Raw genomic sequence first — 24,339 nt, 5'->3', positions numbered from 1 at the left:
CCCACCCTGCAGCGCCGTTGAGCAGCGCCGCAAGCCTCGGCCCCGCCGCTCGCGGACCTGGGGTCGCCCCCCGCAGCCTGGGCGACGCGTTCGGCCAGGGGACGTCCGCAACGGCTCATTCGACCAGCCTCCGTGTGGCGTGGGCCAGCAGCCGGCGCCGCTCGCGACGCTCCAGCGCGGCCGGGGCCCCTTCGCGCAGGTTCCAGGCCGCGACCAGCCCGATGCCGGCGGCGAAGAGGACGTAATAGGCCGGGGCGACCGGATCATCGGTGACCTGGGTCAGCCAGGTGACGATGAAGGGGGCGAAGCCGCCGAAGAGCATCACCCCCAGGTTGTTCGACAGCGCCAGGCCGGTGGAGCGCACCTCGGTGGGGAATTGCTCCGCGCCGGCGGTGGGGCCCGGTCCGTAGAGGGTGCCGATGGCGGTGCACAGCAGCAGTTGCATCACCAGCAGGCGCTCCAGGCTGGGCGCCGCGGCCACCCAGGCGAACAGCGGGTAGACCAGCACGAAGAAGGCGAAGGTCCCCGCCAGCATCACCGCGCGACGGCCGAACAGGTCGGAGAGCGCTCCGGCGATGGGGATCACCAGGGTCATCAGCGCCACCGCCGCCATCTGCACCATGAACACCTGGTCCAGCGGCAGGCCGAGCTGCCTGTGGGCGAAGGTCGGCATGTTCACCAGCACCACGTAGAAGGCCACGGTGCCGCCGATGGTGTTGCCCAGGGTCACCAGCAGGGCGCGCCGGTGGTCCCGCAGCATCCGCACCAGGCTGAGGTTATCCACAGCCTGGTGGGCACGGCTTTCGAGGAAGGCCTCGGTCTCCTCCATGTTGCGGCGCATCCACAACCCCACCGGGCCGATCAGCAGGCCGACGACGAAGGGCAGGCGCCAGCCCCAGCTGTCCAGCGCCTCGGGCGAGAGGTTGTGGGTGACGAGCGCGCCCATCCCGGAGCCGGCGAACACCGCCAGGCACTGGCCGAACAGCTGCCAGGAGCCATACAGGCCACGGCGATGGGCCGGCGCGCACTCCACCAGGAAGGCCGTGGCGCTGGCGTACTCGCCGCCCGTGGCGAAGCCCTGGATCATCCGCGCGACCACGATCAGCAGCGGCGCACCCAGGCCGATGGCGGCGTAGTCCGGGGCGAAGGCGATCAGGGCGATGGAGAGGGTCATCAGCAGGATGATCAGCTGCATCGCCGCCTTGCGTCCCTTGCGGTCGGCATAGAGGCCCAGCAGCACGCCACCGACCGGGCGCATGAAGAAGCCGACGCCGAAGGTGGCCAGGGCCATCAGCAGCGAGGCGTATTCGTTATCGGAAGGGAAGAACAACCTGGCGATGATGCTCGCCAGGAAGCCGTAGACGATGAAGTCGTACCACTCGAGGGCGTTGCCGATGACGGCAGCGGTCACCTGGCGGCCGCGCGAGGCGCCGCGGGTTGGCGTGTGCATGGTGAGCCTCCGGGGCTTAGGCGTGGGCGAGGGTCGCGCTGCTGGGCAGGTCGCTGCGGGAGGCCTGGAGCCAGGTCTCCGCCAGGGCGGCCCAATAGGCCGCGCCGCGCACGAGGATGTCGTCGTTGAAGTCGTAGCCGGGGTTGTGGACCATCGGCCCCTCGCCGTTGCCGATCATCAGGTAGCTGCCGGGGCAGCGCTGCAGCATCCAGCCGAAGTCCTCGCTGCCCATCAGCGTTTGCGCCTCCTGCACCGCGCCCTCCCCCAGCAAGCCCACGGCCACGTCGCGGGCGAAGGCGGTCTCGGTCGCATGGTTGACCGTCACCGGGTACGCCGGGCGGTGCTCGATGGCCACGCGGCAACCGTGGCTCGCGGCATGCCCGCGGATGATCGCGGTGACCCGCTGCAGCTGCAGTTCGCGCACCTCCGGCTCCAGCGCCCGCAGGCTCAGGCGCAGCAGGGCGCTCTGCGGGACGACGTTCGCCGCCTCGCCGGCCTGCAGTGCGCCCACGGTGACCACGGCGGCACGTTGCGCATCGATGTTGCGCGCCACCACCGTCTGCAGGGCCATGACGATATCGGCGGCGGCCACCAGCGGGTCGATGCACAGGTGCGGCATGGAGCCGTGACCGCCGACGCCTTCCAGGGTGACCTCCAGCAGGTCCTGCGAGGCCATCACCGGCCCGGCGCGGAAGGCCATGCGCCCCGCCTCCAGCCCCGGCATGTTGTGCATGGCGAACAGCGCATCGCAGGGGAAGCGTTCCAGCAGGCCGTCGGCGAGCATCGCCTCGGCGCCGCCCTGCCCTTCCTCGGCGGGCTGGAAGATCAGGTTGAGGGTGCCGTCGAAGCGCCCCGCCTCGGCCAGGTAGCGCGCGGCCCCCAGCAGCATCGCGGTGTGGCCGTCGTGGCCGCAGGCATGCATGCAACCGGGATGGCGGCTGGCGTGGGCAACGCCGGTGGCCTCGATGATCGGCAGCGCGTCCATGTCGGCGCGCAGCCCCAGGCGCCGCCTGCCATCGCCCCGGCGTAGCACGCCGACCACGCCGGTACGGCCGATGCCCCGGTGCACCTGGTAGCCCCAGCTCTCCAGGGCGCGGGCCACCAGAGTGGCGGTACGGGTTTCCTCGAAGCCCAGCTCGGGGTGGGCGTGGATGTCCTGGCGCAGGCGGCGCAACTCGTCGTCGATGCCATTGAGCCAGGCAGGGATGTGCGCGTAACGGGTCATTGTTGTTGTTCTCCTCGTCATGGCCGCCCGGGAAGGCGGCCCGGCGCCAGTCAAGCGCCACGGGGCGAGGAGGACAATCGAAGACGGTTCCGCAGGGTGGAACAGGGCGCCACCGCTTGGCCACATGGGGCCTGTGCCCGCTATAAGGAATGCCCAAGTCCGTCTTCAGAGGAGATTCGCCATGGAACGATTCACCGGTGGTTGCCTGTGCGGCGCGGTGCGCATCGTCGCCTCCGGGCGCCCGTATCGGGTCGGCCTGTGCCACTGCCTGGACTGCCGCAAGCACCACGGCGCGCTGTTCCACGCCTCGGCGATCTTCCCCATGGACGCGGTGGCGATCGAGGGCGTGGTGGGCGAGTACGCCGGGCGCTGCTTCTGCCCGACATGCGGCTCCTCGGTATTCGGACGCAGCGGCGACGAGATCGAGGTGAACCTCGGCGCCCTGGACGCCCCCGACCAGCTGCAGCCGACCTACGAGCTGTGGACGGTGCGCCGCGAAGCCTGGCTGCCGCCCTTCCCCCTCGCCCGGCATTACGAGCGCGACCGTGACGAGAGCAGCCGTTTCGAGGGGTGAATCGAATGGCGTATTGATGGGTTTCGCTGCGCTCAACCCATCCTACGAAACTCGCGAAGCGCTTCGCAGCACGGGCCCATAGCGAGCGCAGGGTGGGCGTAGGGTGGGCTTCAGCCCACCGCACTCCTTCGGGCGGGCCGGGCCAGCGCTCATCAGGGCAGGCTGTCCGCCTGCGGCAGCAGCTGGCAGCCCTGGCGCGGGCCGAGCCAGGCGGCGGTGGAGGTGGCGCCGAGGCCGCGTGAAGTCACGCGCTTGGCGGCGGCGTCATCGAGGAAGGCGCTGGTGGGGACGTACTGCTTCACGTAGCCCACGCAGTAGTCCGCCGGGTTGTCCATGACGTAGCGGCAGGAGCAGTACTCCTTGGCGGTGTAGGCGCTGATGATGCCGGGGAAGGCCTGGATGTGGACGCGGTTCTGCCAGGCGAGGCCGGCCAGCACCAGAAGCAGCAGGGCCAGGATGGCGAGGATCGGGTGGCGGCGGATCATGGCTGCACCTCCTGGGCGAAGGCCGCCTGGGCCAGCTTGAGGAACGCGTTGTGCTGGTAGCTGCCGTCGCGGTCATCGGCGAAGCGCACGATCACCAGCTTCTGCGCCGGCAGCACGTAGAGCGCCTGGCCCCAGTGGCCGAGGGCGGCGAAGGTGTCTTCCGGGGCGTCGGGCCAGGGCTTGGCACTGCCCGCGACCACCGCGTTGAGCCACCAGTGGCCGCCGGGCACGGCGTCACCGGGGGCCTTGGGGTCGGTATGGAATTCGGCGAAGGGCTTGCGGTTGAACGCCACCCATTCCTTCGGCAGCAGCTGGCGGTCGCCCCAGCGGCCGTCGCGTTGCATCAGCAGGCCGACGCGGGCGAGGTCACGGGCGCTCATGTAGGCGTAGGACGACCCGACGAAGGTGCCGGCGGCGTCGGTTTCCCACACCGCCGAGCGGATGCCCAGGGGGTCGAACAGCGCGGTCCAGGGGTAGTCCTTGTAGGCATCCCCGACCATGCCCCTGAGCGCGGCGGAGAGCACGTTGGTGTCGCCACTGGAGTAGCGGAAGCGCTTGCCGGGCACGGCATCCAGCGGGTGCGCGGCGGCGAAGGCGGCCATGTCGCCACGGCCACGGGTGTAGAGCATGGCCACCACCGAGGACTTCAGCGGCGCGTATTCGTAGTCCTCCTGCCAGGCGAGGCCCGAGGCCCAGTGCAGCAGGTGGTTCATCTGCACCGCACCATGGCCGGCGAAGGCCGGGTAGTGGCGGGCGACCGGGTCGTCGAGCTTGAAGCGGCCTTCGCCATAGGCCACGCCCAGGGTGGCGGCGAGCAGGCTCTTGCTCACCGACCAGGTGAGGTGCGGCGTCTCGGCGCGGGTGGGGCCGGCATAGCGCTCGTAGATGAGTTCGCCATCGCGGATCACCACCACGGCGTCGGTGCGCACGCCCTTGCGCTGGGCATCGTCACGGGTGGGGAAGGCATAGGCCTCGAAGGCGTCGAGGGCGGCGCCGGAGGGCTTGTCGCCCTGGGCCCATTCGGCACCGGGCCAGGTTTCGGCGTGCCCGAGCGTGGCGGCGCAGAGGCCGAGTGCCAGGCTCAGGGTTCGCAGCAGCGGGACGGGCATTGGTCAGCCTCTTGTTGTCAGCGGAGGCGGAACCGTAGCACGGGGAATATGACGCTAAAAAGCGCCGAACGTGCCGCTTGCGGTGACATTCGGCGCGAAAGGTCAGTGTTCAGCGGGGCAGGCGGTAATCGTCCGGGCCCATCAGGTCGAGGCCGCATTGCAGGTTCTCGATCCAGTAGAGGAAGGCACTGATCATCTCCTTGCCCACGAAGGGCCGGCCGTGTTGCGGCACGATCATCTCCACGTCCATCTCGCGGACCATGGCGGCCCACAGGCGACAGGCCTTGTTGCCGGCCATGTAGCGGCGGTGGAAGCCCTCCATCTCGGGCACATGGTTGACGAAATCACGCACCGGGTTGGCGTCATCGACCATGGACGCGCCCATGTCGCCGGAGAAGAGGATCTTGCTGATCGGGTCGTAGATCTGGAAGTTGCCCACCGAGTGCAGGAAGTGCGCCGGCACCGCCTTGAGGTTGCAACGCCCCAGCGGGATCGACTGGCCACGGTCGGGCAGCGCGATGATGCGGTCGTAGGTGGAGATGCCGTGGCTGATGGCCAGGTAGTTGGCCGTCAGGTGCGGCAAGAAGCGCGCCCAGAGCTTGGAGCAGATGACCTTGGCGCGGGTGTGCAGCAGCCACTTGTCCAGCGACGCGATGATGTCCGGGTCCTGGTGGGAGGCGAAGATGTAGGTCAGCTCCTGCAGCGGGATGTGCTTGGACAGCTCCAGCGACAGGGGGGTGTAGGTCAGGTCGCCGCCCGGGTCGAGCAGCAGGTATTGCTCATGATCGGTGATCAGGAACTGGTTGGACTGCACGCCATCGCCACTGACCAGGTCGTCGAACATCAGGCATTGGTGGGCGCCGTTGTCGAACAGCACTATGGGTTCACGCCGCATGGAAACCTCGAATTGGTTGCGGCGGCCAGAATCGTGGTTGTGGATTTTTCCCGTACTGACCTGAATCAAGCGAACCCGGCGTCAAGGGCGAAAACGTCGCAGGGACGCGCGCCGTGTCGCGATTGGTAGGGGTGGAACGGGCGTAGGGTGGAGGACGCTTTTTTCCTCCACCAGGCGAGGCCCGGCCGGGCCCCCGATGATGGGTTTCGCGTCGCTCTACCCATCCTACGAACCAAGCCCAACCTACGGTGTGTGCTCCCCCGCCGCTCAGCCCAGGCCGAGGCTGGCGCGGGCCTTCTCCAGGCGCTTGGCGCGGGGGCCGCTGGCGATGGCGAGCAGGCCCTGGTCGCGCTGCCAGAGACTGGCCCATTCCTGCGGGCCTTCGGCCAGCGCGGCTTCCAGCTCGGGACGCAGGCCGTCGAACTGGGCGAACAGGCCGGCCAGCATCAGGTGCATCACCGGGCTGGTGGCGCACAGGCGGGAGACTTCCGCAGCACTGCCCAGCAGCCCCAGCAGGCGCAGTTGCAGGGCTTCCGGCCAGCCGCTGTCACGGCCGATGCCGAGCAGCCAGCCACCGATGGCGGCGAGCACGTGCAGGTCCTCGATGCTGCGGAAGGGCTTCACGTAGGCATCCCAGCCGTCGCCGGCCAGGCGCTCGCAATGGGCGGCGTCCAGGTGCAGGCGGGCGTGGGGGATATCCGGCATCAGCGGCAGCGACGGCAAGGTCTCGATGCGCACGCCGGGCGCGCCGTTGCGCACCACCACCAGGGCCAGCCGCGGCGGCTGGCCTTCGGCGTCCTCGCGGGCGGCCACCAGCAGCCAGTCGGCGGCGTCGGCGGCGGTCACGAAATCCTTGCGCCCGGACAGGCTCAGCCCGGTGACGCGGGTCTGCATGTCCGCCGGGCGGGTGCTGCGGCTTTCGGTCACGCACAGGGCGCCGAGGCTCTGCGGGGCGGACGGCCAGAGCAGGCGCAGCGCGCCCTGGTAGCCGGCGAGGAAGGCCAGGCCCGGCGTCGCGGCGAGCCGCCCGCCGAGCACCGCCAGCTCGAAGGGCGAGGCTTCGCCCAGGCGCTCCAGCAGCGCGCCGTACCAGTCCTCCAGGGGGGCCGGGGGCAGGCGGTCGTTGATGTCCAGCAGGCGTTGCCAGGTCATGTCGGGCTCCTTTGGTCGCTGTCATTCAAGCATCACGGAAACGTCATGGTGGTGACACCGGGTCTCCCTAGCCTGACTTTGCACAACAAGATCGACCGGCTGCAACCGGGATCTAGCCGGCTAACGGAGGCTTCATTCATGACCCAGATCGCCATCACCCGCGACAACGCCGCCCGCGGCGAGAAAAGCCCACGCCGCCTGCAGGCCGAGCGCCTGACCGGCATCGCCGCGCTGCGTGAAGCCCAGGCCCTGCGCTACCAGGTGTTCAGCGCGGAGTTCGACGCCAAGCTCAAGGGCGCCGAGTTCGGCCTCGACATGGACGACTACGATCCGCACTGCATGCACATCGGCGTCCGCGACCTGGACAGCGACCGCCTGGTGGCCACCACCCGCCTGCTCGATCACCGCGCCGCCCACGACATCGGCCGCTTCTACAGCGAAGAGGAATTCCAGCTGGTAGGCCTGGGCGACCTGCAAGGCCCGGTGCTGGAGATCGGCCGCACCTGCGTCGACCCGGCCTACCGCAACGGCGGCACCATCGCCGTGCTCTGGAGCGAGCTGGCCGAGGTGCTCAACGAAGGCGGCTACCGCTACCTGATGGGCTGCGCCAGCATCCCCATGCAGGACGGCGGCATCCAGGCCCAGGCCATCATGCAGCGCCTGCGCGAACGCTACCTGTGCACCGAACACCTGCGTGCCGAACCGCGCACCCCGCTGCCGGTGCTGGAGTTGCCCGGCAACGTCATCGCCGAGATGCCGCCGCTGCTCAAGGCCTACATGCGCCTGGGCGCGAAGATCTGCGGCGAGCCCTGCTGGGACCAGGACTTCCAGGTCGCCGACGTGTTCATCCTGCTCAAGCGCGACGAGCTCTGCCCACGCTACGCCCGCCACTTCAAGGCGGCGGTCTGAACGGAGGCGTCGGCATGAGCAAGCTGCGCCTGTACCTGCGCATCGCCCGCCTGCTGGCGGTGGTCGGCCTCGGCCTGCTGCTGGCCTGCTGGGTCGGGGTGCTGGAGCGCCTGTTCCGGGGCCGCGACCTGATGGTGCGGCGCCAGCGCCTGACCCGCTGGTTCCTCGCCCGCCTGAGCGCCGCCCTGCCCTTTCGCGTGAAGGTGACGGGGGCCGTACCGCGCCAGCCGATGCTGTGGGTGTCCAACCACGTGTCCTGGACCGATATCCCGCTGCTGGGCATGCTCGCGCCGCTGTCGTTCCTGTCCAAGGCCGAAGTCCGCGCCTGGCCGGTCGCGGGCTGGCTGGCGCACAAGGCCGGGACGCTGTTCATCCGCCGTGGCGCGGGCGACAGCAACCTGGTGGGCCAGCAACTCGCCCGCCACCTGGGGCTGGGCCGCCAGCTGGCGATCTTCCCCGAAGGCACCACCACCGACGGCAGCCTGCTGCGGACCTTCCACAGCCGCCTGCTGACCAGCGCCTGCGAAACCGGCGTGCCGGTGCAACCGGTGGCGATCCGTTACCTGCGCGACGGCCAGCGTGACGGGATCGCGCCCTTCATCGGCGACGACGATCTGCTCTCGCACCTGCTGCGCCTGCTCGGCAGCGAGGTCGCCGAGGTCGAGATCCACCTGCTGCCGCCCATCCCCACGCTCGACCAGAGCCGCACGGTGGTCAGCCGCCAGGCCCACGGCGCGATCCACACGCAGCTGTTCGGCGAGCAAGCCGCCGAGGAGCTGGCGGCCTGAACCTCAGTCCCGCCCCGGCGGGACCGCGAGGATGTCGCACTCGAATTCGCGCAGCGCCGCATCGGCGACGCTGCCGATCAGCACACGCTTGATCCCGCCCATGCCCCGGGTGCCCAGCACCAGCAGGTCTGGTGGCGAGTCGGCCATGACCCGGCGCAGGACGGTCATCGGCAAGCCCTCCTCAACGCGCTGCTCGCCCACCAGGGCCAGCAGGCCCTGTTCGTCGAGGAAGGCCATCAGGTTCAGCCGCGCGTTGCGCTCCTCGCCGGTGAGGTGGTCGTCCAGCGCGGGAGTGGCGATGCCGGCGTTCATCAGCATCACCTTGGCGAAGGGCTCGAAGGCGTGCACCGCCCGGCAACGCGCACCATCCATCAGCCCCAGCGCCTTGGCCGCGCGCACGGCGCGGGCCGAAGTGGGCGAGAGGTCGAGGGCCAGCACCAGGTCGCGGTAGGAGGACTCGGGCTCGCGGTTGACCACCAGCACCGGTTTCTCGCAGGTGCGCACCACGCGCTCCAGGGTGGTGCCGACGAAGACGTCGCGCAGGGCGTTGCGTCGGTGAACCCCCATCACCAGCAGGTCGATATCGCCCCAGCGCGCGCATTCGGCAATGCGTGGCGCCGGGTCCCCGGCCTCCACCCAGATTTCCGGGGCGCGGCCGGCCCGTTCGGTGAATTCGCCGAGGCGCGCCTCGAGGTCGCGGCGGATCTGCTCCACCTCCAGCTCGACGCGCAACTGCGGCTGGTCGCTGTCGACCACGTGGAGGATGAACCAGGGGCAGTCGAACTGCCGCACCAGGCTTGCGGCGCGCAGCAGGGCGCGCTCGGAACGCGAGGACAGGTCGGTCGCCAGCAGCAGGGATTTCATGGGGCACCTCCGTAAGCAGTTAGCTACGGATATTGCACGCCGGTACGGGGCGGTGGCGCTTGATGCAGGTCAAGCGCGGCGGGATGCCTCGGAGGCGAAGCCCTGCAGCTCGGGGTAGAAGCGACGGAAGGTATCGCTGAGCGGCTCGTACAGGCGCTCGATCTCCGCGAAGGCGCCGTCCAGCAGGCCGGGACGGGAGAAGCGGCGCGACATGCCGACCAGCACCTGCTCGATGATCGCGAAGTCGCGGTAGCTGCCGAGCCAGTCCTGCGCGGCCATGCGCGGGGCGATGAAGGCCAGCCGCTCGGGCAGCGCCGGCTCCTCGGCCAGCACCCGGTAGACCTGGCCGGTGAAGGCCGGCAGCGGCACCTCGGCATAGCGCGGCCAGTCGCGCGCCAGGCAGTGGTCGAAGAACAGGTCGAGGAGGATGCTGGCGACGCGTCGGCGCTCGGCCGGGAACAGCGCCTTGGCCTCGGCGGTGAGCGGATGGGCATCGGTGAACACGTCGATGCGCCGATGCAGGCGGATGCCGGCCTCGATGTCCGCCGGCCAGCGCCCGTCCAGCGGCCCCTTGACGAAGTCGCCGTAGAGGCTGCCGAGCAGTTGGGCGGGCTGGTCGCCGCCGAGGTGCAGGTGGGCGAGGTAATTCATCGGCCAAGCTTACGCCCATGGCCGGGGGCGCTTCCATCAGCCGGCGTGATGAAGACTATCGGCACAAACGATCCTGTATCGCCCGGAGCCGATATATAGTTCGCCCATTCCCGATATGGCTCCACCCGGATCGCCCAATGACCACGCCCATCGACATCGACGAAATCATCAAGGCCCTCGCCCACCCGGTGCGGCGCGAGATGCTGCAGTGGCTGAAAGACCCGCACAAGCACTTCGTCGAACAGGACCACCCGTTCGAGATCGGCGTCTGCGCCGGCAAGTTCGACCAGCGCACGGGGCTTTCGCAGTCGACCGTCTCGGTGCACCTGGCGACCCTGCAGCGTGCCGGGCTGGTCACCAGCCGCAAGGTCGGGCAGTGGAACTTCTTCAAAAGAAATGAAGCCGTAATCAGTGAATTCCTTCGCCAGATGAGCGACGAGCTCTAGGCCTTCATACCTGCCACGACCCCCAACTTTCCAGGAGCAGGCCCATGCCGACTTCGCTTCTTGTCCTCGCTTTGTCCGCGTTCGCCATCGGCACCACGGAATTCGTGATCATGGGGCTGCTGCCCGATGTGGCCGCCGACCTCGGCGTGTCGATTCCCGGCGCCGGCTGGCTGGTCACCGGCTACGCCCTGGGCGTGGCCGTGGGCGCCCCGTTCATGGCCATGGCCACGGCCCGCTTCCCCCGCAAGGCCGCGCTGCTGGCACTGATGGGCATCTTCATCCTCGGCAACCTGCTGTGCGCGGTGGCCGCCAACTACGAGCTGCTGATGCTGGCGCGGGTGGTCACCGCCCTCTGCCACGGCGCCTTCTTCGGTATCGGTTCGGTGGTGGCCGCCAGCCTGGTGCCGGAGAACCGCAAGGCCTCGGCCGTGGCGCTGATGTTCACCGGCCTGACCCTGGCCAACGTGCTCGGCGTGCCCCTGGGCACCGCGCTAGGCCAGGCCGCCGGCTGGCGCTCGACCTTCTGGGCCGTGACCCTGATCGGCGTCGCCGCGCTGATCGGCCTGTGGCGCGTGCTGCCCAACCGGCATGACGAAGAGAAGGCCGACATGCGCAGCGAACTGGCCGCGCTCAACGGCGCGGGGCTGTGGCTGGCGTTGTCGACCACCGTGCTGTTCTCCGCTGCCGTGTTCTGCATCTTCACCTACGTGGCGCCGCTGCTGGGCGAAGTCACCGGCGTCTCGCCCCGTGGCGTGACCCTGAGCCTGCTGCTGATCGGCCTGGGCCTGACCCTGGGCAATGTCATCGGCGGCCGCCTGGCCGACTGGAAGCTGGCGCAGACCCTGATGGGCGTGTTCGTCGCCCTGGCCGTCGCCTCCACGGCGCTGAGCTGGACCAGCGTGGCGCTGATCCCCACCGAGATCACCCTGTTCCTCTGGGCCACGGCCGCCTTCGCCGCCGTGCCCGCCCTGCAAGTCAACGTGGTGGCCTTCGGCGCCGGTGCGCCGAACCTGGTCTCCACCCTGAACATCGGCGCCTTCAACGTGGGCAACGCCCTCGGCGCCTGGGTCGGCGGCCTGGTCATCGACCAGGGCCTGGGCCTGACCCGTGTCCCACTGGCCGCAGCCGTGCTGGCGATCCTCGCCCTGGTCGCGACCGTCCTGACCTTCAGTCAACGCAAACCCGAGCTGGAAACCGCTCTCGACTAATCCGAGGTGTATCCCATGGCAACGCTTTTCGATCCCATCAAGATCGGCGAACTGGAACTCGCCAACCGCATCATCATGGCCCCGCTGACCCGCTGCCGCGCCGACGAGGGCCGTGTGCCCAACGCGCTGATGGCCGAGTACTACACCCAGCGCGCCTCCGCCGGCCTGATCATCAGCGAGGCCACCTCCGTGACCCCGCTGGGCGTCGGCTACCCCGACACCCCCGGCATCTGGAGCGACGAGCAGGTCAAGGGCTGGAGCAACATCACCAAGGCCGTGCACGCCAACGGCGGCAAGATCGTCCTGCAGCTGTGGCACGTGGGCCGCATCTCCGACCCCAGCTACCTGGGCGGCGAAACCCCGGTCGCCCCCAGCGCCATCGCCGCCAAGGGCCACGTCAGCCTGCTGCGCCCGCTGCGTGACTACCCGGTGCCCCGCGCCCTGGAAACCGAAGAGATCGGCGACATCATCGAGGCCTACCGCGTGGGCGCCGAGAACGCCCAGGCCGCCGGCTTCGACGGCGTGGAGCTGCACGCCGCCAACGGCTACCTGATCGACCAGTTCCTGCAGGACAGCACCAACAAGCGCACCGACCTCTACGGCGGCTCCCTGGAGAACCGCGCGCGCCTGCTGCTGGAGGTGACCGACGCGCTGATCAAGGTCTGGGGCGCAGGCCGCGTGGGCGTGCACCTGGCGCCGCGCGCCGACTCCCACGACATGGGCGACTCCAACCGCGCCGAGACCTTCGGCTACGTCGCCCGCGAGCTGGGCAAGCGTGGCGTGGCCTTCATCTGCGCCCGCGAGAAGGTCGCCGACGACAGCCTGACCCCGAGCCTGAAGGAAGCCTTCGGCGGCGTGTTCATCGCCAACGAACGCTTCACCAAGGAACAGGCCAACGCCTGGCTGGCCGAAGGCAAGGCCGATGCCGTGGCCTTCGGCATCCCCTTCATCGCCAACCCCGACCTGCCGGCGCGCCTGGCCCAGGACGCCCCGCTGAACGAGCCGCACCCGGAAACCTTCTACGGCAAGGGCCCGGTCGGCTACATCGACTACCCGCGCCTGTAAGCGGCAACGCTGCGATGAACCAAGCCCCGGCCCGCAAGGCCGGGGCTTTTTCGTGGCTGTGGATAAGTTCGAACCCCGAACTCCACAGCCGGCACGAACCGCAGGATGGCGTAGAGCGCAGCGAACCCCATCGTCACGCCTGTCGGTGAGAGCGGAGCGCGATTGCATGAAGAGCGGGCGAATGAATTGGCTCTGTTTGCGTTGAGTGTTGCCAGGAGGTTTTTGGCCAAGCCGATTGCCGAGTTTTGCTGATGGTTTCTGTTTCGCCTTGCCGGGCGAGTCCCTTTTCCAATCGTTGAAAAGGAACCAAAAAACTTGCCCCTACATACGGGTCTGGCTTCGCCAGACTTCCCTCGCTCCATCATCGTTTCAGGGGCACGCCGCGAAGGGCCATCCCTGGCCCATCGCGGCTCTCGCGACATCCATGTCGCTCAACCCCTGAAACGACGATTGCGCTCGGCCTCCTGAAGGGGCTTTTTGCCGCTGCCCCAACATCGATGCTCAATACTTCACGTTGATGTGCGCATCACCACCGGGTGGACGCCGCGGTTGGCGGCTCTCGTAGGATGGTGTAGAGCGAAGCGAAACCCATGCGGTGGGCGTTCCAGGAATCCAGAATGGCCCTGAAAGGGCCGTTCTTGAGCCTTCTCGTTGAGTCCACAACAACTAACGCACACAGAGCCAATGAATTCGCCCCTACAGGGCAACGTGCCATGCACACCGGCTCGATACCTCGTCGGGTGGATGCCGCTTCTCACGTCCACCGGCGGTGTGGGGCCGGACCCCGAGGGTGGATGACAAGATCGTCATCCCCCTCCCCTTCAGCCCGGGCATGAAAAAGCCCCGGTCCTTGCGGAGCGGGGCTTTTCGTGGCGGCAGGGATCAGCGGGCGTTGATCTGCTGCTGCAGGTTCTGCACCTGGCTTTGCAGGGTGCTGATGTTGCGGGTCATCTGCGCGCGGAACGCGTCGAACTCAGCGGTGTTGCCGCCCACGTTCTGGGCCGGTGCCGGGCGGTTGTCCAGTTCGCTGCGCAACACCAGCAGGTCCTGTTCCAGGCTCTTGATCGCCTGGTTGGGGTTGCCCTGCTTCTTCAGCGCGTCGATTTCAGCGGAGAGGGCCTTCAGGCGCTCGTCGACCTTGGAGGAATCGCCCTGGGCGGCCTTGAGCTTGCCCTGCTCGTCCGCCAGGCCCTTGAGGCGGCCATCGAGCTGGCCGGCGGTGCCTTCCTGGGCCCTGAGGTCGGCGGCGATCTGGTCGACACGCTTGCCCTGGCCGCCGATCTGGGTGTTGAGGCTCTGCTGCTGCTTGGCCAGTTCGGCGACCTTGGCCTGCAGCTGCTTGAGCTCGAGCTTCAGCGACTCGCTGCCGCTGGTGACGTTGGATTCGGTGGCGACCACCTTGCCGCTGATGTCCTGGATGCGACCGGCGGCTTCCTCGCTGATGCGGGCGAAGCTCTCCTGGGTGGCGACCAGTTGCTGCTCCATCAACGAAATCTGCTGGAAGCTCCACCAGCCGAGGCCGCAGAAGGCGATCAGCAGCGCGCCGATCAACGCCCACAGCGGGCCGGTGCTGGGCACCTTGACCGCCGCTGCATGGCCGTGGCCCGCATGGTTGGGCTGGGCATGGGCGGCGTGGCCATGGTGGCCGTACGCATCGCGGTCCCGGGAATCGGTGGTCAGGCTGGGGACATCGTCCAGTTCATCGAGAGCATCGTTACGCATGGTTGACCTTCGGAAGAGAGCGCTAAGGGCCGCGGCTGGCCACAAGTGCGCCAGTATACCGTTTCGCTCGGGCGGCATCAGCGTCGCGCCAAGCTGGTGCGATTTCGCACCGCCACGGGGCGACGCACGGTCGATCGACCCGCTGCAGGCCCCAGGGTTCCTGAATACGTGAACTGGTACGCACCTTGCTAATCACCTCACAGGGCGTCTTGGGGGCGCCTCAGCCTGGCGGGCCCGTGCAGTGGGGGCCCGACGCGCTCCGCCGATCCCGGAAGAGACGGACGGAGCTCTCTTCTGATCATGGGGGGATTACGCGTGGAACTGACCAAAGCCGTACTGGACTGCATGCAAACCCTGCGTCGGCAGATTCGCGAGGAGCAGGCGCTGGACATCCGTCTCAGCCAGCCCGACGCCATCCAGTCGATGCTCAAGGCCTGCGCCGAGTCGCGACAGGACAGCATCATCAGCCTGGGCGAACGGCTCAGCGAACTCACCGGCATCCGCGTGAAGAAGGAGCTGAGCGAGGAAGAGCTGATCCGCAAGTACACCCAGTACGCCGGCCCGCTGCGCGGCTGAGCCGCCTCAGGGCTGCTGGGCCTTCCACCAGGTGCAGAACTCGTCCAGCGCCGACCAGACGCTGGCCGTGGGGTCGTACTCCAGGTAGTGCCGCGCGCGGCTGATGTCGAGGGAAAAATCCCGCGCCATCACCGCTACGCCGAGGCGGAACAGCGAAGGTTCCGGGCGCCCCGGCAGCAGCTTGCAGACGGTCTCGTTGAGGGTCGCCGCCGCGTGGGCGATGCCGAAGGGCACGTGCCGGGTCACTGGCGGCAGGTCGAGGCGGCGCAGCACGTAGTTGACCACGTCCCACAGCGGCACCGGCTGGCCGTTGCTGATATTGTACACCTTGCCCAGTGCCGGCCCCGCCGCCAGCAGGCCGCTCAGCAACACCTCGTTGAGGTTGTGCACGCTGGTGAAGTCCACCTTGTTCAGGCCGTTGCCGATGATCGCCAGGCGACCCTTGCGCTGCATCTCGATCAGCCGCGGGAAGATGCTGGTGTCGCCGGCCCCGGTGACGAAGCGCGGGCGGAAGGCGATCACTTCCAGGCCGAATTCCTCGGCGGCGAACACCTTCTGCTCGGCCAGGTACTTGGTGGCGCCGTAGTGGTCGGAAAAGCGCTTGGGCACCTGCTCCTCGCGGATGCCCACGTGGGAGCGACCGTCGAAGTAGATGGAAGGCGAGGACAGGTGCACGAGGCGCCGCACCTTCCGCTTCAGGCAGGCTTCGACCATGTTCTCGGTGACTTCGACGTTGGCCTGGTAGAAATGCTGGTAGCTGCCCCAGACCCCCACCGCGCCGGCGCAATGCACCACGGCCTCGACGTCGTCGCAGAGGGCCAGCGCCAGCTCAGGGTCGGCCAGGTCGCCCTGGACGAATTCAGCGCCGCGCCGCACCAGGTGCTCCACCGCTTCGGGGCGACGGCCATTGATCCGCACCGCCAGGCCCTGCTCCAGCGCGAAGCGGGCGAAGCGCCCGCCGATGAAGCCGCTCGCCCCCGTTACCAGAATCTTCATTGCTCATCCCCCGGTGTTCTCGTCATGCCTGCGACTCTAGCAGCGCGGGCCCGGCGGCGCCGTGGCGTCGCGAGCCAGCGGCCCGACCTTGAAAGCCAAGACGCCCATCCTAGGTCCGGCATCACGTGGCGAAGAGACGGCTAGTCTTGTCGACCACGTCAACGAGGAGATACGGCATGGGCGATTCAGCCTGGATGATCTACGGCGCCAACGGCTACACCGGCCGGCTGGTAGCCGCCGAAGCGGTGCGCCAGGGACTGGCGCCCATACTGGCCGGGCGCAACGCGCACGAGGTGGAGCGCATCGCCGCCGAGCTGTCGCTGCCCGCCCGCACCTTCGACCTGGCCGACCCGCTGGCCAGCCGTGCGGCACTCGCGGGGGTGACGGTCGTGGCCCATTGCGCCGGCCCCTTCTCCGCCACCAGCGCGCCGATGATCGAGGCATGCCTGGCCAGCGCCAGTCACTACGTCGACATCACCGGCGAGATCGCCGTGTTCGAGCAGGCCCGCGCCTACGACCTGCTGGCCAGGGAAGCGGCCCTGGTGATCTGCCCGGGCGTCGGCTTCGACGTCATTCCCACCGATTGCGTGGCGGCCTGCCTGAAGCAGGCGCTGCCGGATGCCAGCCACCTGGCACTGGGCTTCGACACCGGCAGCGGCCTGTCGCCGGGTACCGCCAAGACCTCGGTGGAGGGGCTGCGCCTGGGCGGGCAGGTACGCCGGGATGGCGAGCGCGTCAGGGTGCCCCTGGGCTATCGCCAGCGACGCATCGACTTCGGCCGTGGCGAGAAGAACGCGGTGACCATCCCCTGGGGCGATGTGGCCACGGCCTATTACTCCACGAGCATCCCCAATATCGAGGTCTACCTGCCGGCACCACCGGCGGCGGCCCTGGGCATGCGCCTGGTCGATCCGCTGCGCGGCCTGCTGGGCGGTGCGGCGGCGCAGAAGTGGCTGAAGGGCCAGGTGGACAAGCGCGTGCGCGGCCCCGACCAGGCCACTCGCGAACGCCTGCGCACCTGGGTCTGGGGCGAGGCGCGCAACGCCGCCGGGGAAACCCGCACCGCGCGCCTGGAAACCGCCAACGGCTACGAGGTCACCGTGCACGGCGTGCTGCTCGCCGTGCGCCACCTGCTCGCCTACAACGGGCCCGGGGGCTACCGCACGCCGTCGCTGCTGTTCGGTGAACGCTGCGTGGAACAGTTGCCGGGCAGCGGGCGCATCCGCATCGCCTGAATCAGGCCTGCACCAGCCAGCGGGCACCGGCGTGGGCCAGGTGCTCGGTGAGCTGGGCGAGCAGCTCGCCGCCATGGCGCCAGTGGTGCCAGTAGAGCGGCACGTCGATGGGGCGCCCGGTAATCAGCTCGCGCAGCTCCCCCCGCGCCAGCTGGCCTTCCACCTGGTGCTCGGGCACGAGCCCCCAGCCCAGGCCACCTTCGGTGAGGCGCACGAAGCCCTCGGACGAGGGGCAGAGGTGATGGGGGAAGCTGCCGGCGACGCCCAGTGACTCCATGTAGCGGTGCTGGAGCAGGTCGTCGGGGCCGTAGACGATGGAGGGCGAGCGGGCCAGTGCCGCCGGGGTCACGCCTTCGGCGAAGTGCCGGGCGATGAAGGCCGGGCTGGCCAGTGCGCGATAGCGCATGGCGCCCAGGGGAATGCTGCGGGCCCCGGCCACCGGCCGCTCGGCACCGCATACGCAACCCGCCACCTCGCCGGCACGCATGCGCTTGAGGCCGACGTCCTGGTCTTCCACCACCAGGTCCATCAGCACCTCGTGGCGCGAGCAGAAGTCCGCCACCGCCCGCGCCCACCAGGTGGCCAGGGTGTCGGCGTTGATGGCGATGCGCAGGCGCTCGCGGGGGCCGCCTTCGTCCAGGGCCGGCACCTGGGACTGCAGGTCGCGCTCCAGCAGGCGCACCTGCTGCACATGGTTGAGCAGGCGGGTGCCGATCTCGGTCGAGGTGGGCGGCGTGGCGCGCACCAGTACCGGCTGGCCGACCCGCGCCTCCAGCAGCTTGATGCGCTGGGACACCGCCGACTGCGACAGGCCGAGCACCTGCGCCGCGCGCTCGAAGCCGCCCTGCTCCACCACCGCCGCCAGGGCGGCCAGCAACTTGTAGTCGAACAAATCGATTTTCCTAATAGGGGATCAGTATGATTTGTTTTTCTTATACACGCCTCCTGCGCAGAATCGCCACATCTCCCCCTCGAACAGGACCCCCTCCATGGCCGGCGAAACCTCCCTCGCACTGCTGATCCGCAGCATGTCCCCGCACCTGAACGAGGGCGACTACGTGTTCTGCACCCTCACCGACACCCGCGCGCTGCAAGGCTGCGAGGCCGTCGGCAGCTTCCGCGAGCGCGAGGGACTGACCGTGATCCTGGCCCGCGAGGACGCCGACCGCCTCGGCCTGGCCTACGACTACGTAGCCGCCTGGATCACCCTGGAGGTGCATTCCTCACTGGCCGCCGTCGGCCTCACCGCCGCCTTCGCCGGCGCCCTCGCCCAGGCCGGCGTCAGCTGCAACGTCATCGCCGGCTATTACCACGACCACCTGTTCGTCGCCCGCAGCGATGCCGAACGCGCCCTCTCCACCCTGCGGGCGCTGGCCGCCAGCGCCGGGGAGGCCTGAGTCATGTGGCAGAGCTACCTCAACGGGATGCTGGTGGCGGCGGGGCTGATCATCGCCATCGGCGCGCAGAACGCCTTCGTCCTGGCCCAGAGCCTGCGCCGCGAGCACCACTTGCCGGTGGCCGCGCTCTGCGTGCTGTGCGATGCGGTGCTGGTCTGCGCCGGGGTCTTCGGCCTGGCCACGCTGCTGGCTCAGAACCCGACGCTGCTGGCCGTCGCGCGCTGGGGCGGCATCGCCTTCCTCAGCTGGTACGGCGCCAAGGCGCTGCTTCGGGCGCTCAACCCGCAGACGCTGGACCAGGCGGCAAACGCCGGCCCGCGCTCACGCAAGGCGGTGCTGCTGGCGGCCCTGGCGGTGACCCTGCTCAACCCCCACGTGTACCTGGACACGGTGCTGCTGATCGGCTCCCTGGGCGCCCAGCAACCGGTACCCGGTGCCTACGCTCTGGGCGCCGCCAGCGCCTCGCTGATCTGGTTCTTCGCCCTGGCACTGGGCGCCGCCTGGCTGGCGCCCTGGCTGGCCAGGCCGGCCACCTGGCGCCTGCTCGACTTCGGCGTGGCACTGATGATGTTCGCCATGGCCGCACAATTGCTGAACGGTCTCTGAGCACCCCTTGTCGAACCCCTCAGGCTCGATGCAAAGGCCCTGGCGCCGCGATTTCCACACGTTTGCTGCGTGGTTATGCCGCAGGGCCGATGCTATGATCCGGGCTTCGCGGCAAAAAAGAGTACAAACTCGCAGCCGCCTACCGGCCGCCCGTGAACGGCCCCGCGCCTCGCGCACAAATCCAGACCTGATGAAGGAGATAGACATGGCTTTCGAATTGCCGCCGCTGCCGTACGAGAAGAATGCCCTCGAGCCGCACATTTCCGCCGAGACCCTGGAATTCCACCACGACAAGCACCACAACACCTATGTCGTGAACCTGAACAACCTGGTTCCGGGCACCGAGTTCGAAGGCAAGAGCCTGGAAGAGATCGTCAAGACCTCGTCGGGCGGCATCTTCAACAACGCCGCCCAGGTGTGGAACCACACCTTCTACTGGAACTGCCTGAGCCCCAACGGCGGTGGCCAGCCCACCGGCGCCCTGGCTGACGCCATCAACGCTGCCTTCGGTTCCTTCGACAAGTTCAAGGAAGAGTTCAGCAAGACCTCCATCGGTACCTTCGGCTCCGGCTGGGGCTGGCTGGTGAAGAAGGCCGACGGCTCCCTGGCCCTGGCCAGCACCATCGGTGCCGGCTGCCCGCTGACCAGCGGCGACACCCCGCTGCTGACCTGCGACGTCTGGGAACACGCCTACTACATCGACTACCGCAACCTGCGTCCGAAGTACGTCGAGGCATTCTGGAACCTGGTCAACTGGGACTTCGTAGCCAAGAACTACGCTGCCTGAGACCCGCTCCAGCTCCACGGAAAGACCCGGCCCTAGTGCCGGGTCTTTTCATTTGCGCGTCCGGCGCGGACGCGCCCCGGTGCGAAGCTTGCAGGGCCATGGGCGCTCGGCAGCATGCAGCCGGGCCCCTGGGGCGCCGTCCGCCGGTTCGCCAAGGCATTCGCCCAGGCTGTGCCAGAATAAATCCGTCGAACGGCATTCAAGTAGGGAGGATGTGCACCGACACAGTGCGGAATGGGACAAGGTTCGTCCGCCCATGCGCCGGTAGAGGACCGGGCAAGGTGAAAATACCCGCATTTGCGTAATGGCCCTTTGACGGCTATCTCGTGTTTGCCAATACTCAAGCGGTCTGACGCCTACCGGCATCGAACAAGGAATCCCTACTTGAAGCTGGATCTCAAACACAGCTTGTCACTGAAGTTGCTCCGCGTGGTGCTGATGTCCGCGCTGGTGGTCGGTGTAGTGCTGAGCTGCGCGCAGATAGTGTTCGACGTCTACAAGACACGGCAGGCGGTGGCCAACGACGCCCATCGCATCCTCGGCATGTTCCGCGACCCCTCGACCCAGGCCGTCTACAGCCTCGACCGGGAGATGGGCATGCAGGTCATCGAGGGCCTGTTCCAGCACGAGTCGGTCCGCTTCGCCGCCATCGGCCACCCCAACGAGCCGATGCTCGCCGAGAAATCCCGCCCGCTGATGGAGCTGCCGACGCGCTGGCTCACCGACGCGATCCTCGGCAAGGAACAGAACTTCACCACCCAGCTGGTGGGCCGCGGCCCGTACAGCGAGTACTACGGCGACCTCAACATCACCCTGGACACCGCGCCCTACGGCGAGGACTTCGTCATCAGCTCGGTGATCATCTTCGTCTCCGGCGTGTTGCGCGCCCTGGCCATGGGCCTGGTGCTCTACTCGGTCTACCACTGGCTGCTGACCAAGCCGCTGTCGAAGATCATCGAGCACCTCACCAACATCAACCCGGACCGCCCCAGCGAACACAAGCTGCCCATGCTCAAGGGCAACGAGAAGAACGAACTGGGGCTGTGGATAAACACCGCCAACGAGTTGCTGGCCTCCATCGAACGCAACACCCACCTGCGCCGGGAAGCGGAAAACAGCCTGCTGCGCATGGCCCAGTACGACTTCCTCACCGGCCTGCCCAACCGCCAGCAGCTGCAGCAGCAGCTGGACCAGATCCTCGATGATGCCGGCCGCCTGCAGCGCCGCGTCGCTGTGCTCTGCGTGGGGCTGGACGATTTCAAGGGCGTCAACGAACAGTTCAGCTACCAGACCGGCGACCAGTTGCTGATCGCCCTCGCCGACCGCCTGCGCGGCCACAGCGGCCGGCTCGGCGCGCTCGCCCGCCTGGGGGGCGACCAGTTCGCCCTGGTCCAGGCCGATATCGAGCAGCCTTATGAAGCGGCCGAACTTGCCCAGAGCGTGCTCGACGACCTCGAGGCGCCCTTCGCCCTGGAACAGCAGGAAGTGCGCCTGCGCGCCACCATCGGCATCACCCTGTTCCCGGAAGACGGCGACAGCACCGAGAAGCTGCTGCAGAAAGCCGAACAGACCATGACCCTGGCCAAGAGCCGCTCGCGCAACCGCTACCAGTTCTACATCGCCAGCGTCGACAGCGAGATGCGTCGCCGCCGCGAGCTGGAGAAGGACCTGCGCGAAGCCCTCAACCGCAACGAGCTGCACCTGGTCTACCAGCCCCAGGTCGACTACCGCGACCACCGCGTGGTCGGCGTCGAGGCGCTGCTGCGCTGGCAGCACCCGCAGCATGGCTTCGTGCCGCCGGACCTGTTCATCCCCCTGGCCGAGCAGAACGGCTCCATCATCCCCATCGGTGAATGGGTGCTCGACCAGGCCTGCCGCCAGTTGCGCGAATGGCACGACCAGGGCTTCAGCGAGCTGCGCATGGCCATCAACCTCTCCACCGTGCAGCTGCACCACGCCGAGCTGCCGCGGGTGGTCAACAACCTGCTGCAGGTCTACCGCCTGCCGCCGCGCAGCCTGGAAGTGGAAGTCACCGAGACCGGCCTGATGGAGGACATCTCCACCGCCGCCCAGCACCTGCTGAGCCTGCGCCGCTCCGGCGCGCTGATCGCGATCGACGACTTCGGGACCGGCTACTCCTCGCTGAGCTACCTGAAGAGCCTGCCGCTGGACAAGATCAAGATCGACAAGAGCTTCGTCCAGGACGTGCTGGAGGACGAGGACGACGCCACCATCGTCCGCGCCATCATCCAGCTCGCCCGCAGCCTGGGCATGCAGGTGATCGCCGAAGGCGTGGAGACCCAGGAGCAGGAGGCATACATCATCTCCCAGGGTTGCAACGAGGGTCAGGGCTACCTGTACAGCAAGCCCCTGCCCGCCCGCGAGCTCACCGGCTACCTCAAGCAGGCGCGCCGCCTGACCAACGCCGCCTCCAACCCCGCGACGCTCTGAACCCGGAAATGAAAAAAGCCCGCCTCGATGGCGGGCTTTTTCTTGGCTGTGGTTCGGGTTCTCGCGTGCCCTTCCCGGGCTGAAGCCCGGGCCACGGCACAGGGTCGACAGGCAGATTGGCCCGACCCAGGGGCGCGAGGCGTCACATCAGCCCCGTCACCTGCAGCAGGTACACGGTGGCCACCGCACCAGCGATGCACACCAATCCGCCCCCCAGGGCCTGCCAGTAGAAGGAGCGCGCCAGCACGTCCTCGCCATGGCTGGAAAGCAGGAAGGGACGCGACTCGCCCGGCTTGCGCAGGTGGTTCACCGCCGGCGCGGCGCTGGTGGAACGGTGGCGGTCCTCGGCCTCCAGCTGGGCGGCGAGGCGCACGCGATTCCACTCGGCCTCGTCCAGCTGGCCATCGCCGTTGCTGTCGAAACGCCGCAGCAGCCCGGCGAAGTCGCTCTTCCATTCACGGATCACCGCGCCCTGGGCCGCCGTGCCATCGAAGCCCTGGTGCCCCGCGCCGGCGGTATGGAAATCACCGATGGCGTAGAGCGGGCCGCCGAGGTGCAGGCGTTCCTCGGTGTAACGGTATTCGCCGCCCCCCAGCAGCATGCCGAAGAACCCGGCCGGCGCCGCACCATTGCGCGGGTGGCGCTGGTTGCCCTTCCACACCTCGCGGGTGGACGGGCGCACTTCGGCGCCACGCGGGTCGATCAGGCAATCGCCGGTGCCATCGCCCAGTTGCAGCCACTGGTCGCTGGTGCCGCTTTCGATCACCCGCCAGCTCTTGTTCTTGCCACTCTCCTGGTACTCCTCGATCCGGAAGCGCCACCACAGGCAGGGCTTGCCGGTGAGCGGCGCCTGCAGCTGGCCCAGGGTGGACTCCTGGAGCACGCCGTAGAGCTCCACGTAACCCTGAGCGGCGGAGCGGATCTTCGAGGTCGGCGTGTCCAGCAGGAAGCGCACCTCGGACAGGCGCTTGATGCACCACCACCCGCCGCCGAAGAAGGCGCCGAGGCTGAAGGCCAGGCTCATCGCGAGCCCGGCGGCATCACCGCCGGCCATCAGTTGAACAGCGACTTGAGGTCGACGTCGGCTTTCTCGGCCTCGCTGAACACCAGCAGCTCGGCGGGCTTGAAGCCGAACAGGCGAGCCAGCAGCACGTCGGGGAACTGCTCGATGCGCACGTTGTTGAGGTTCACCGCCTCGTTGTACAGCTCGCGGCGGTCGGCGATACCGTTCTCCAGCCCGCTGATGCGCTGCTGGAGGAACTGGAAGCTCTCGTTGGCCTTGAGCTGCGGGTAGTTCTCCGCCAGGGCGAAGAGCTGGCCGAGGCCGGCGCGCAGGCCGCTCTCGGCCTGGCCCAGGGCACCGACGTCGCCACGCTCGCGGGCACTGGCCACGGCGTTGCGGGCGGCGATCACGTTCTCCAGGGTGGTGCGCTCGTGCTGCATGTACTGCTTGCAGGTCTCAACCAGCTTGGGCAGCTCGTCGTGGCGTTGCTTGAGCAGCACCTCGATGTTCGACCAGGCCTTGGTCACCCCGTGCTTGAGGCGCACCAGGGCGTTGTAGAGCGTCACCGCGTAAGCGGCGACCAGCAGGGCAGCGACGATCAGGGCAACACTGGTCAGGGACATGCGAGCGACTCCTTGGCTTCGGTGGAACTTGACTGCTGGCATTCTAACGTCAGCCAGGCTGGCGCATAGAGACGACGGGCACATCCCGCATCCTGGGGACGGTGCATCGGGCCTTTTCAAAA

25 protein-coding genes are annotated in these 24,339 nt (G+C 68.3%); 12 read left to right on the top strand and 13 right to left on the bottom strand.

What is annotated here, in order from left to right; genetic code table 11:
- Positions 1–115: 115 nt before the first annotated feature.
- The gene (locus HSX14_RS07075) at positions 116–1,450 is read right to left on the bottom strand and encodes a citrate-proton symporter (RefSeq protein WP_173178767.1); all 1,335 of its coding nucleotides are present in this window, start codon (positions 1,448–1,450) and stop codon (positions 116–118) included.
- Between the two features lie 16 nt (positions 1,451–1,466).
- Positions 1,467–2,675, bottom strand: a complete 1,209-nt coding sequence (locus HSX14_RS07070) for a M20 aminoacylase family protein (RefSeq protein ID WP_173178768.1) — start codon at positions 2,673–2,675, stop codon at positions 1,467–1,469.
- Positions 2,676–2,856: 181 nt separating this feature from the next.
- On the opposite strand from HSX14_RS07070, the gene HSX14_RS07065 reads away from it, so the two are divergent.
- Positions 2,857–3,249, top strand: a complete 393-nt coding sequence (locus tag HSX14_RS07065) for a GFA family protein (RefSeq protein WP_173178769.1) — start codon at positions 2,857–2,859, stop codon at positions 3,247–3,249.
- 152 nt (positions 3,250–3,401) lie between these two features.
- Here HSX14_RS07065 and HSX14_RS07060 read toward each other — a convergent pair whose 3' ends face one another.
- From HSX14_RS07060 to HSX14_RS07045, 4 genes are all read right to left on the bottom strand, one after another.
- Positions 3,402–3,734: an amidase gene (locus HSX14_RS07060; protein WP_173178770.1), complete on the bottom strand. Its 333-nt coding sequence runs from the start codon at positions 3,732–3,734 to the stop codon at positions 3,402–3,404.
- Positions 3,731–4,843, bottom strand: coding sequence for a serine hydrolase domain-containing protein (locus HSX14_RS07055; RefSeq protein WP_173178771.1), 1,113 nt, complete (start codon positions 4,841–4,843; stop codon positions 3,731–3,733). Before HSX14_RS07055 ends, HSX14_RS07060 begins: the two co-directional genes overlap by 4 nt.
- Positions 4,844–4,952: 109 nt before the next feature.
- Positions 4,953–5,738, bottom strand: a complete 786-nt coding sequence (locus tag HSX14_RS07050) for an oxygen-binding di-iron domain-containing protein (protein WP_111263078.1) — start codon at positions 5,736–5,738, stop codon at positions 4,953–4,955.
- 267 nt (positions 5,739–6,005) lie between these two features.
- Complete coding sequence (locus HSX14_RS07045; protein WP_173178772.1) at positions 6,006–6,890, bottom strand: acyl-CoA dehydrogenase family protein; 885 nt, start codon at positions 6,888–6,890, stop codon at positions 6,006–6,008.
- 138 nt (positions 6,891–7,028) lie between these two features.
- Here HSX14_RS07045 and olsB point away from each other — a divergent pair, with 138 nt between their 5' ends.
- On the top strand, positions 7,029–7,799 hold the full coding sequence (gene olsB, locus HSX14_RS07040; protein WP_173178773.1) for an L-ornithine N(alpha)-acyltransferase: 771 nt from the start codon (positions 7,029–7,031) through the stop codon (positions 7,797–7,799).
- Positions 7,800–7,813: 14 nt separating this feature from the next.
- Positions 7,814–8,587 carry a lysophospholipid acyltransferase family protein gene (locus HSX14_RS07035; RefSeq protein ID WP_173178774.1) on the top strand — a complete coding sequence of 258 codons (774 nt, stop codon included), beginning with the start codon at positions 7,814–7,816 and terminating at the stop codon, positions 8,585–8,587.
- 3 nt (positions 8,588–8,590) lie between these two features.
- Here the strand turns inward: HSX14_RS07035 and HSX14_RS07030 are convergent, their stop codons facing one another.
- Together HSX14_RS07030 and HSX14_RS07025 are read right to left on the bottom strand one after the other, a co-directional pair.
- The gene (locus tag HSX14_RS07030; RefSeq protein WP_173178775.1) at positions 8,591–9,451 is read right to left on the bottom strand and encodes a universal stress protein; all 861 of its coding nucleotides are present in this window, start codon (positions 9,449–9,451) and stop codon (positions 8,591–8,593) included.
- Between the two features lie 69 nt (positions 9,452–9,520).
- The gene (locus HSX14_RS07025; protein WP_173178776.1) at positions 9,521–10,102 is read right to left on the bottom strand and encodes an acyl carrier protein phosphodiesterase; all 582 of its coding nucleotides are present in this window, start codon (positions 10,100–10,102) and stop codon (positions 9,521–9,523) included.
- A gap of 137 nt (positions 10,103–10,239) precedes the next feature.
- On the opposite strand from HSX14_RS07025, the gene HSX14_RS07020 reads away from it, so the two are divergent.
- From HSX14_RS07020 to HSX14_RS07010, 3 genes are read left to right on the top strand one after another with little or no spacing between them, the layout of a single operon-like run.
- Positions 10,240–10,548 (top strand): ArsR/SmtB family transcription factor, encoded by a 309-nt coding sequence (locus tag HSX14_RS07020; protein ID WP_111263072.1) that lies wholly within the window; start codon positions 10,240–10,242, stop codon positions 10,546–10,548.
- A 44-nt stretch (positions 10,549–10,592) separates the two neighbouring features.
- Complete coding sequence (locus tag HSX14_RS07015) at positions 10,593–11,756, top strand: MFS transporter (RefSeq protein ID WP_173178777.1); 1,164 nt, start codon at positions 10,593–10,595, stop codon at positions 11,754–11,756.
- A gap of 15 nt (positions 11,757–11,771) precedes the next feature.
- Positions 11,772–12,821 (top strand): alkene reductase, encoded by a 1,050-nt coding sequence (locus tag HSX14_RS07010; protein WP_173178778.1) that lies wholly within the window; start codon positions 11,772–11,774, stop codon positions 12,819–12,821.
- Positions 12,822–13,703: 882 nt separating this feature from the next.
- On the opposite strand, the gene HSX14_RS07005 is transcribed toward HSX14_RS07010, so the two are convergent.
- Positions 13,704–14,543, bottom strand: a complete 840-nt coding sequence (locus HSX14_RS07005) for an ATPase (RefSeq protein ID WP_173179678.1) — start codon at positions 14,541–14,543, stop codon at positions 13,704–13,706.
- Between the two features lie 315 nt (positions 14,544–14,858).
- Between HSX14_RS07005 and HSX14_RS07000 the strand changes: the two genes are divergently transcribed.
- Complete coding sequence (locus tag HSX14_RS07000; protein WP_111263068.1) at positions 14,859–15,119, top strand: hypothetical protein; 261 nt, start codon at positions 14,859–14,861, stop codon at positions 15,117–15,119.
- Positions 15,120–15,125: 6 nt separating this feature from the next.
- On the opposite strand, the gene HSX14_RS06995 is transcribed toward HSX14_RS07000, so the two are convergent.
- Entirely contained in the window at positions 15,126–16,115 is a 990-nt protein-coding gene (locus HSX14_RS06995) for an NAD-dependent epimerase/dehydratase family protein (RefSeq protein WP_173179680.1), read from the bottom strand.
- A gap of 176 nt (positions 16,116–16,291) precedes the next feature.
- Between HSX14_RS06995 and HSX14_RS06990 the strand changes: the two genes are divergently transcribed.
- Complete coding sequence (locus HSX14_RS06990; protein ID WP_173179682.1) at positions 16,292–17,350, top strand: saccharopine dehydrogenase family protein; 1,059 nt, start codon at positions 16,292–16,294, stop codon at positions 17,348–17,350.
- Between the two features lies 1 nt (position 17,351).
- Here HSX14_RS06990 and HSX14_RS06985 read toward each other — a convergent pair whose 3' ends face one another.
- Positions 17,352–18,248, bottom strand: a complete 897-nt coding sequence (locus tag HSX14_RS06985) for a LysR family transcriptional regulator ArgP (RefSeq protein ID WP_173179730.1) — start codon at positions 18,246–18,248, stop codon at positions 17,352–17,354.
- A gap of 91 nt (positions 18,249–18,339) precedes the next feature.
- Here HSX14_RS06985 and HSX14_RS06980 point away from each other — a divergent pair, with 91 nt between their 5' ends.
- From HSX14_RS06980 to HSX14_RS06965, 4 genes are all read left to right on the top strand, one after another.
- Positions 18,340–18,747, top strand: a complete 408-nt coding sequence (locus HSX14_RS06980) for an ACT domain-containing protein (RefSeq protein WP_173179684.1) — start codon at positions 18,340–18,342, stop codon at positions 18,745–18,747.
- Between the two features lie 3 nt (positions 18,748–18,750).
- Positions 18,751–19,353, top strand: coding sequence for a LysE/ArgO family amino acid transporter (locus HSX14_RS06975; protein WP_173179686.1), 603 nt, complete (start codon positions 18,751–18,753; stop codon positions 19,351–19,353).
- A 205-nt stretch (positions 19,354–19,558) separates the two neighbouring features.
- Positions 19,559–20,140: a superoxide dismutase [Fe] gene (gene sodB / locus HSX14_RS06970; protein WP_111263062.1), complete on the top strand. Its 582-nt coding sequence runs from the start codon at positions 19,559–19,561 to the stop codon at positions 20,138–20,140.
- 384 nt (positions 20,141–20,524) lie between these two features.
- A complete protein-coding gene (locus HSX14_RS06965) occupies positions 20,525–22,591 on the top strand; it encodes a putative bifunctional diguanylate cyclase/phosphodiesterase (protein WP_173179688.1) in 2,067 nt (688 codons plus the stop codon).
- Positions 22,592–22,733: 142 nt separating this feature from the next.
- On the opposite strand, the gene HSX14_RS06960 is transcribed toward HSX14_RS06965, so the two are convergent.
- Both HSX14_RS06960 and HSX14_RS06955 read right to left on the bottom strand, forming a co-directional pair.
- A complete protein-coding gene (locus HSX14_RS06960) occupies positions 22,734–23,645 on the bottom strand; it encodes a GIDE domain-containing protein (protein ID WP_173179690.1) in 912 nt (303 codons plus the stop codon).
- A complete protein-coding gene (locus HSX14_RS06955) occupies positions 23,645–24,217 on the bottom strand; it encodes a LemA family protein (RefSeq protein ID WP_043241229.1) in 573 nt (190 codons plus the stop codon). The genes HSX14_RS06960 and HSX14_RS06955 overlap by 1 nt, the downstream gene beginning before the upstream one ends.
- Positions 24,218–24,339: the final 122 nt, after the last annotated feature.

The organism is Pseudomonas tohonis (assembly GCF_012767755.2).
Taxonomy (GTDB): domain Bacteria; phylum Pseudomonadota; class Gammaproteobacteria; order Pseudomonadales; family Pseudomonadaceae; genus Metapseudomonas; species Metapseudomonas tohonis.
This window is presented reverse-complemented; position numbering and strand designations above follow the sequence as displayed.

Coding starts and splice junctions, on each gene's coding strand:
- HSX14_RS07035 (WP_173178774.1), top strand. CDS start 7,814: ATGAGCAAGCTGCGCCTGTACCTGCGCATCGCCCGCCTGCTGGCGGTG.
- HSX14_RS07005 (WP_173179678.1), bottom strand. CDS start 14,543: ATGCGTAACGATGCTCTCGATGAACTGGACGATGTCCCCAGCCTGACC.
- HSX14_RS07075 (WP_173178767.1), bottom strand. CDS start 1,450: ATGCACACGCCAACCCGCGGCGCCTCGCGCGGCCGCCAGGTGACCGCT.
- HSX14_RS07025 (WP_173178776.1), bottom strand. CDS start 10,102: ATGAATTACCTCGCCCACCTGCACCTCGGCGGCGACCAGCCCGCCCAA.
- HSX14_RS06975 (WP_173179686.1), top strand. CDS start 18,751: ATGTGGCAGAGCTACCTCAACGGGATGCTGGTGGCGGCGGGGCTGATC.
- HSX14_RS07030 (WP_173178775.1), bottom strand. CDS start 9,451: ATGAAATCCCTGCTGCTGGCGACCGACCTGTCCTCGCGTTCCGAGCGC.
- sodB (WP_111263062.1), top strand. CDS start 19,559: ATGGCTTTCGAATTGCCGCCGCTGCCGTACGAGAAGAATGCCCTCGAG.
- HSX14_RS07020 (WP_111263072.1), top strand. CDS start 10,240: ATGACCACGCCCATCGACATCGACGAAATCATCAAGGCCCTCGCCCAC.
- HSX14_RS06955 (WP_043241229.1), bottom strand. CDS start 24,217: ATGTCCCTGACCAGTGTTGCCCTGATCGTCGCTGCCCTGCTGGTCGCC.
- HSX14_RS06990 (WP_173179682.1), top strand. CDS start 16,292: ATGGGCGATTCAGCCTGGATGATCTACGGCGCCAACGGCTACACCGGC.
- HSX14_RS07070 (WP_173178768.1), bottom strand. CDS start 2,675: ATGACCCGTTACGCGCACATCCCTGCCTGGCTCAATGGCATCGACGAC.
- HSX14_RS07045 (WP_173178772.1), bottom strand. CDS start 6,890: ATGACCTGGCAACGCCTGCTGGACATCAACGACCGCCTGCCCCCGGCC.
- HSX14_RS06960 (WP_173179690.1), bottom strand. CDS start 23,645: ATGGCCGGCGGTGATGCCGCCGGGCTCGCGATGAGCCTGGCCTTCAGC.
- HSX14_RS07060 (WP_173178770.1), bottom strand. CDS start 3,734: ATGATCCGCCGCCACCCGATCCTCGCCATCCTGGCCCTGCTGCTTCTG.
- HSX14_RS07010 (WP_173178778.1), top strand. CDS start 11,772: ATGGCAACGCTTTTCGATCCCATCAAGATCGGCGAACTGGAACTCGCC.
- HSX14_RS07050 (WP_111263078.1), bottom strand. CDS start 5,738: ATGCGGCGTGAACCCATAGTGCTGTTCGACAACGGCGCCCACCAATGC.
- HSX14_RS07055 (WP_173178771.1), bottom strand. CDS start 4,843: ATGCCCGTCCCGCTGCTGCGAACCCTGAGCCTGGCACTCGGCCTCTGC.
- HSX14_RS07065 (WP_173178769.1), top strand. CDS start 2,857: ATGGAACGATTCACCGGTGGTTGCCTGTGCGGCGCGGTGCGCATCGTC.
- HSX14_RS06980 (WP_173179684.1), top strand. CDS start 18,340: ATGGCCGGCGAAACCTCCCTCGCACTGCTGATCCGCAGCATGTCCCCG.
- olsB (WP_173178773.1), top strand. CDS start 7,029: ATGACCCAGATCGCCATCACCCGCGACAACGCCGCCCGCGGCGAGAAA.
- HSX14_RS06995 (WP_173179680.1), bottom strand. CDS start 16,115: ATGAAGATTCTGGTAACGGGGGCGAGCGGCTTCATCGGCGGGCGCTTC.
- HSX14_RS07015 (WP_173178777.1), top strand. CDS start 10,593: ATGCCGACTTCGCTTCTTGTCCTCGCTTTGTCCGCGTTCGCCATCGGC.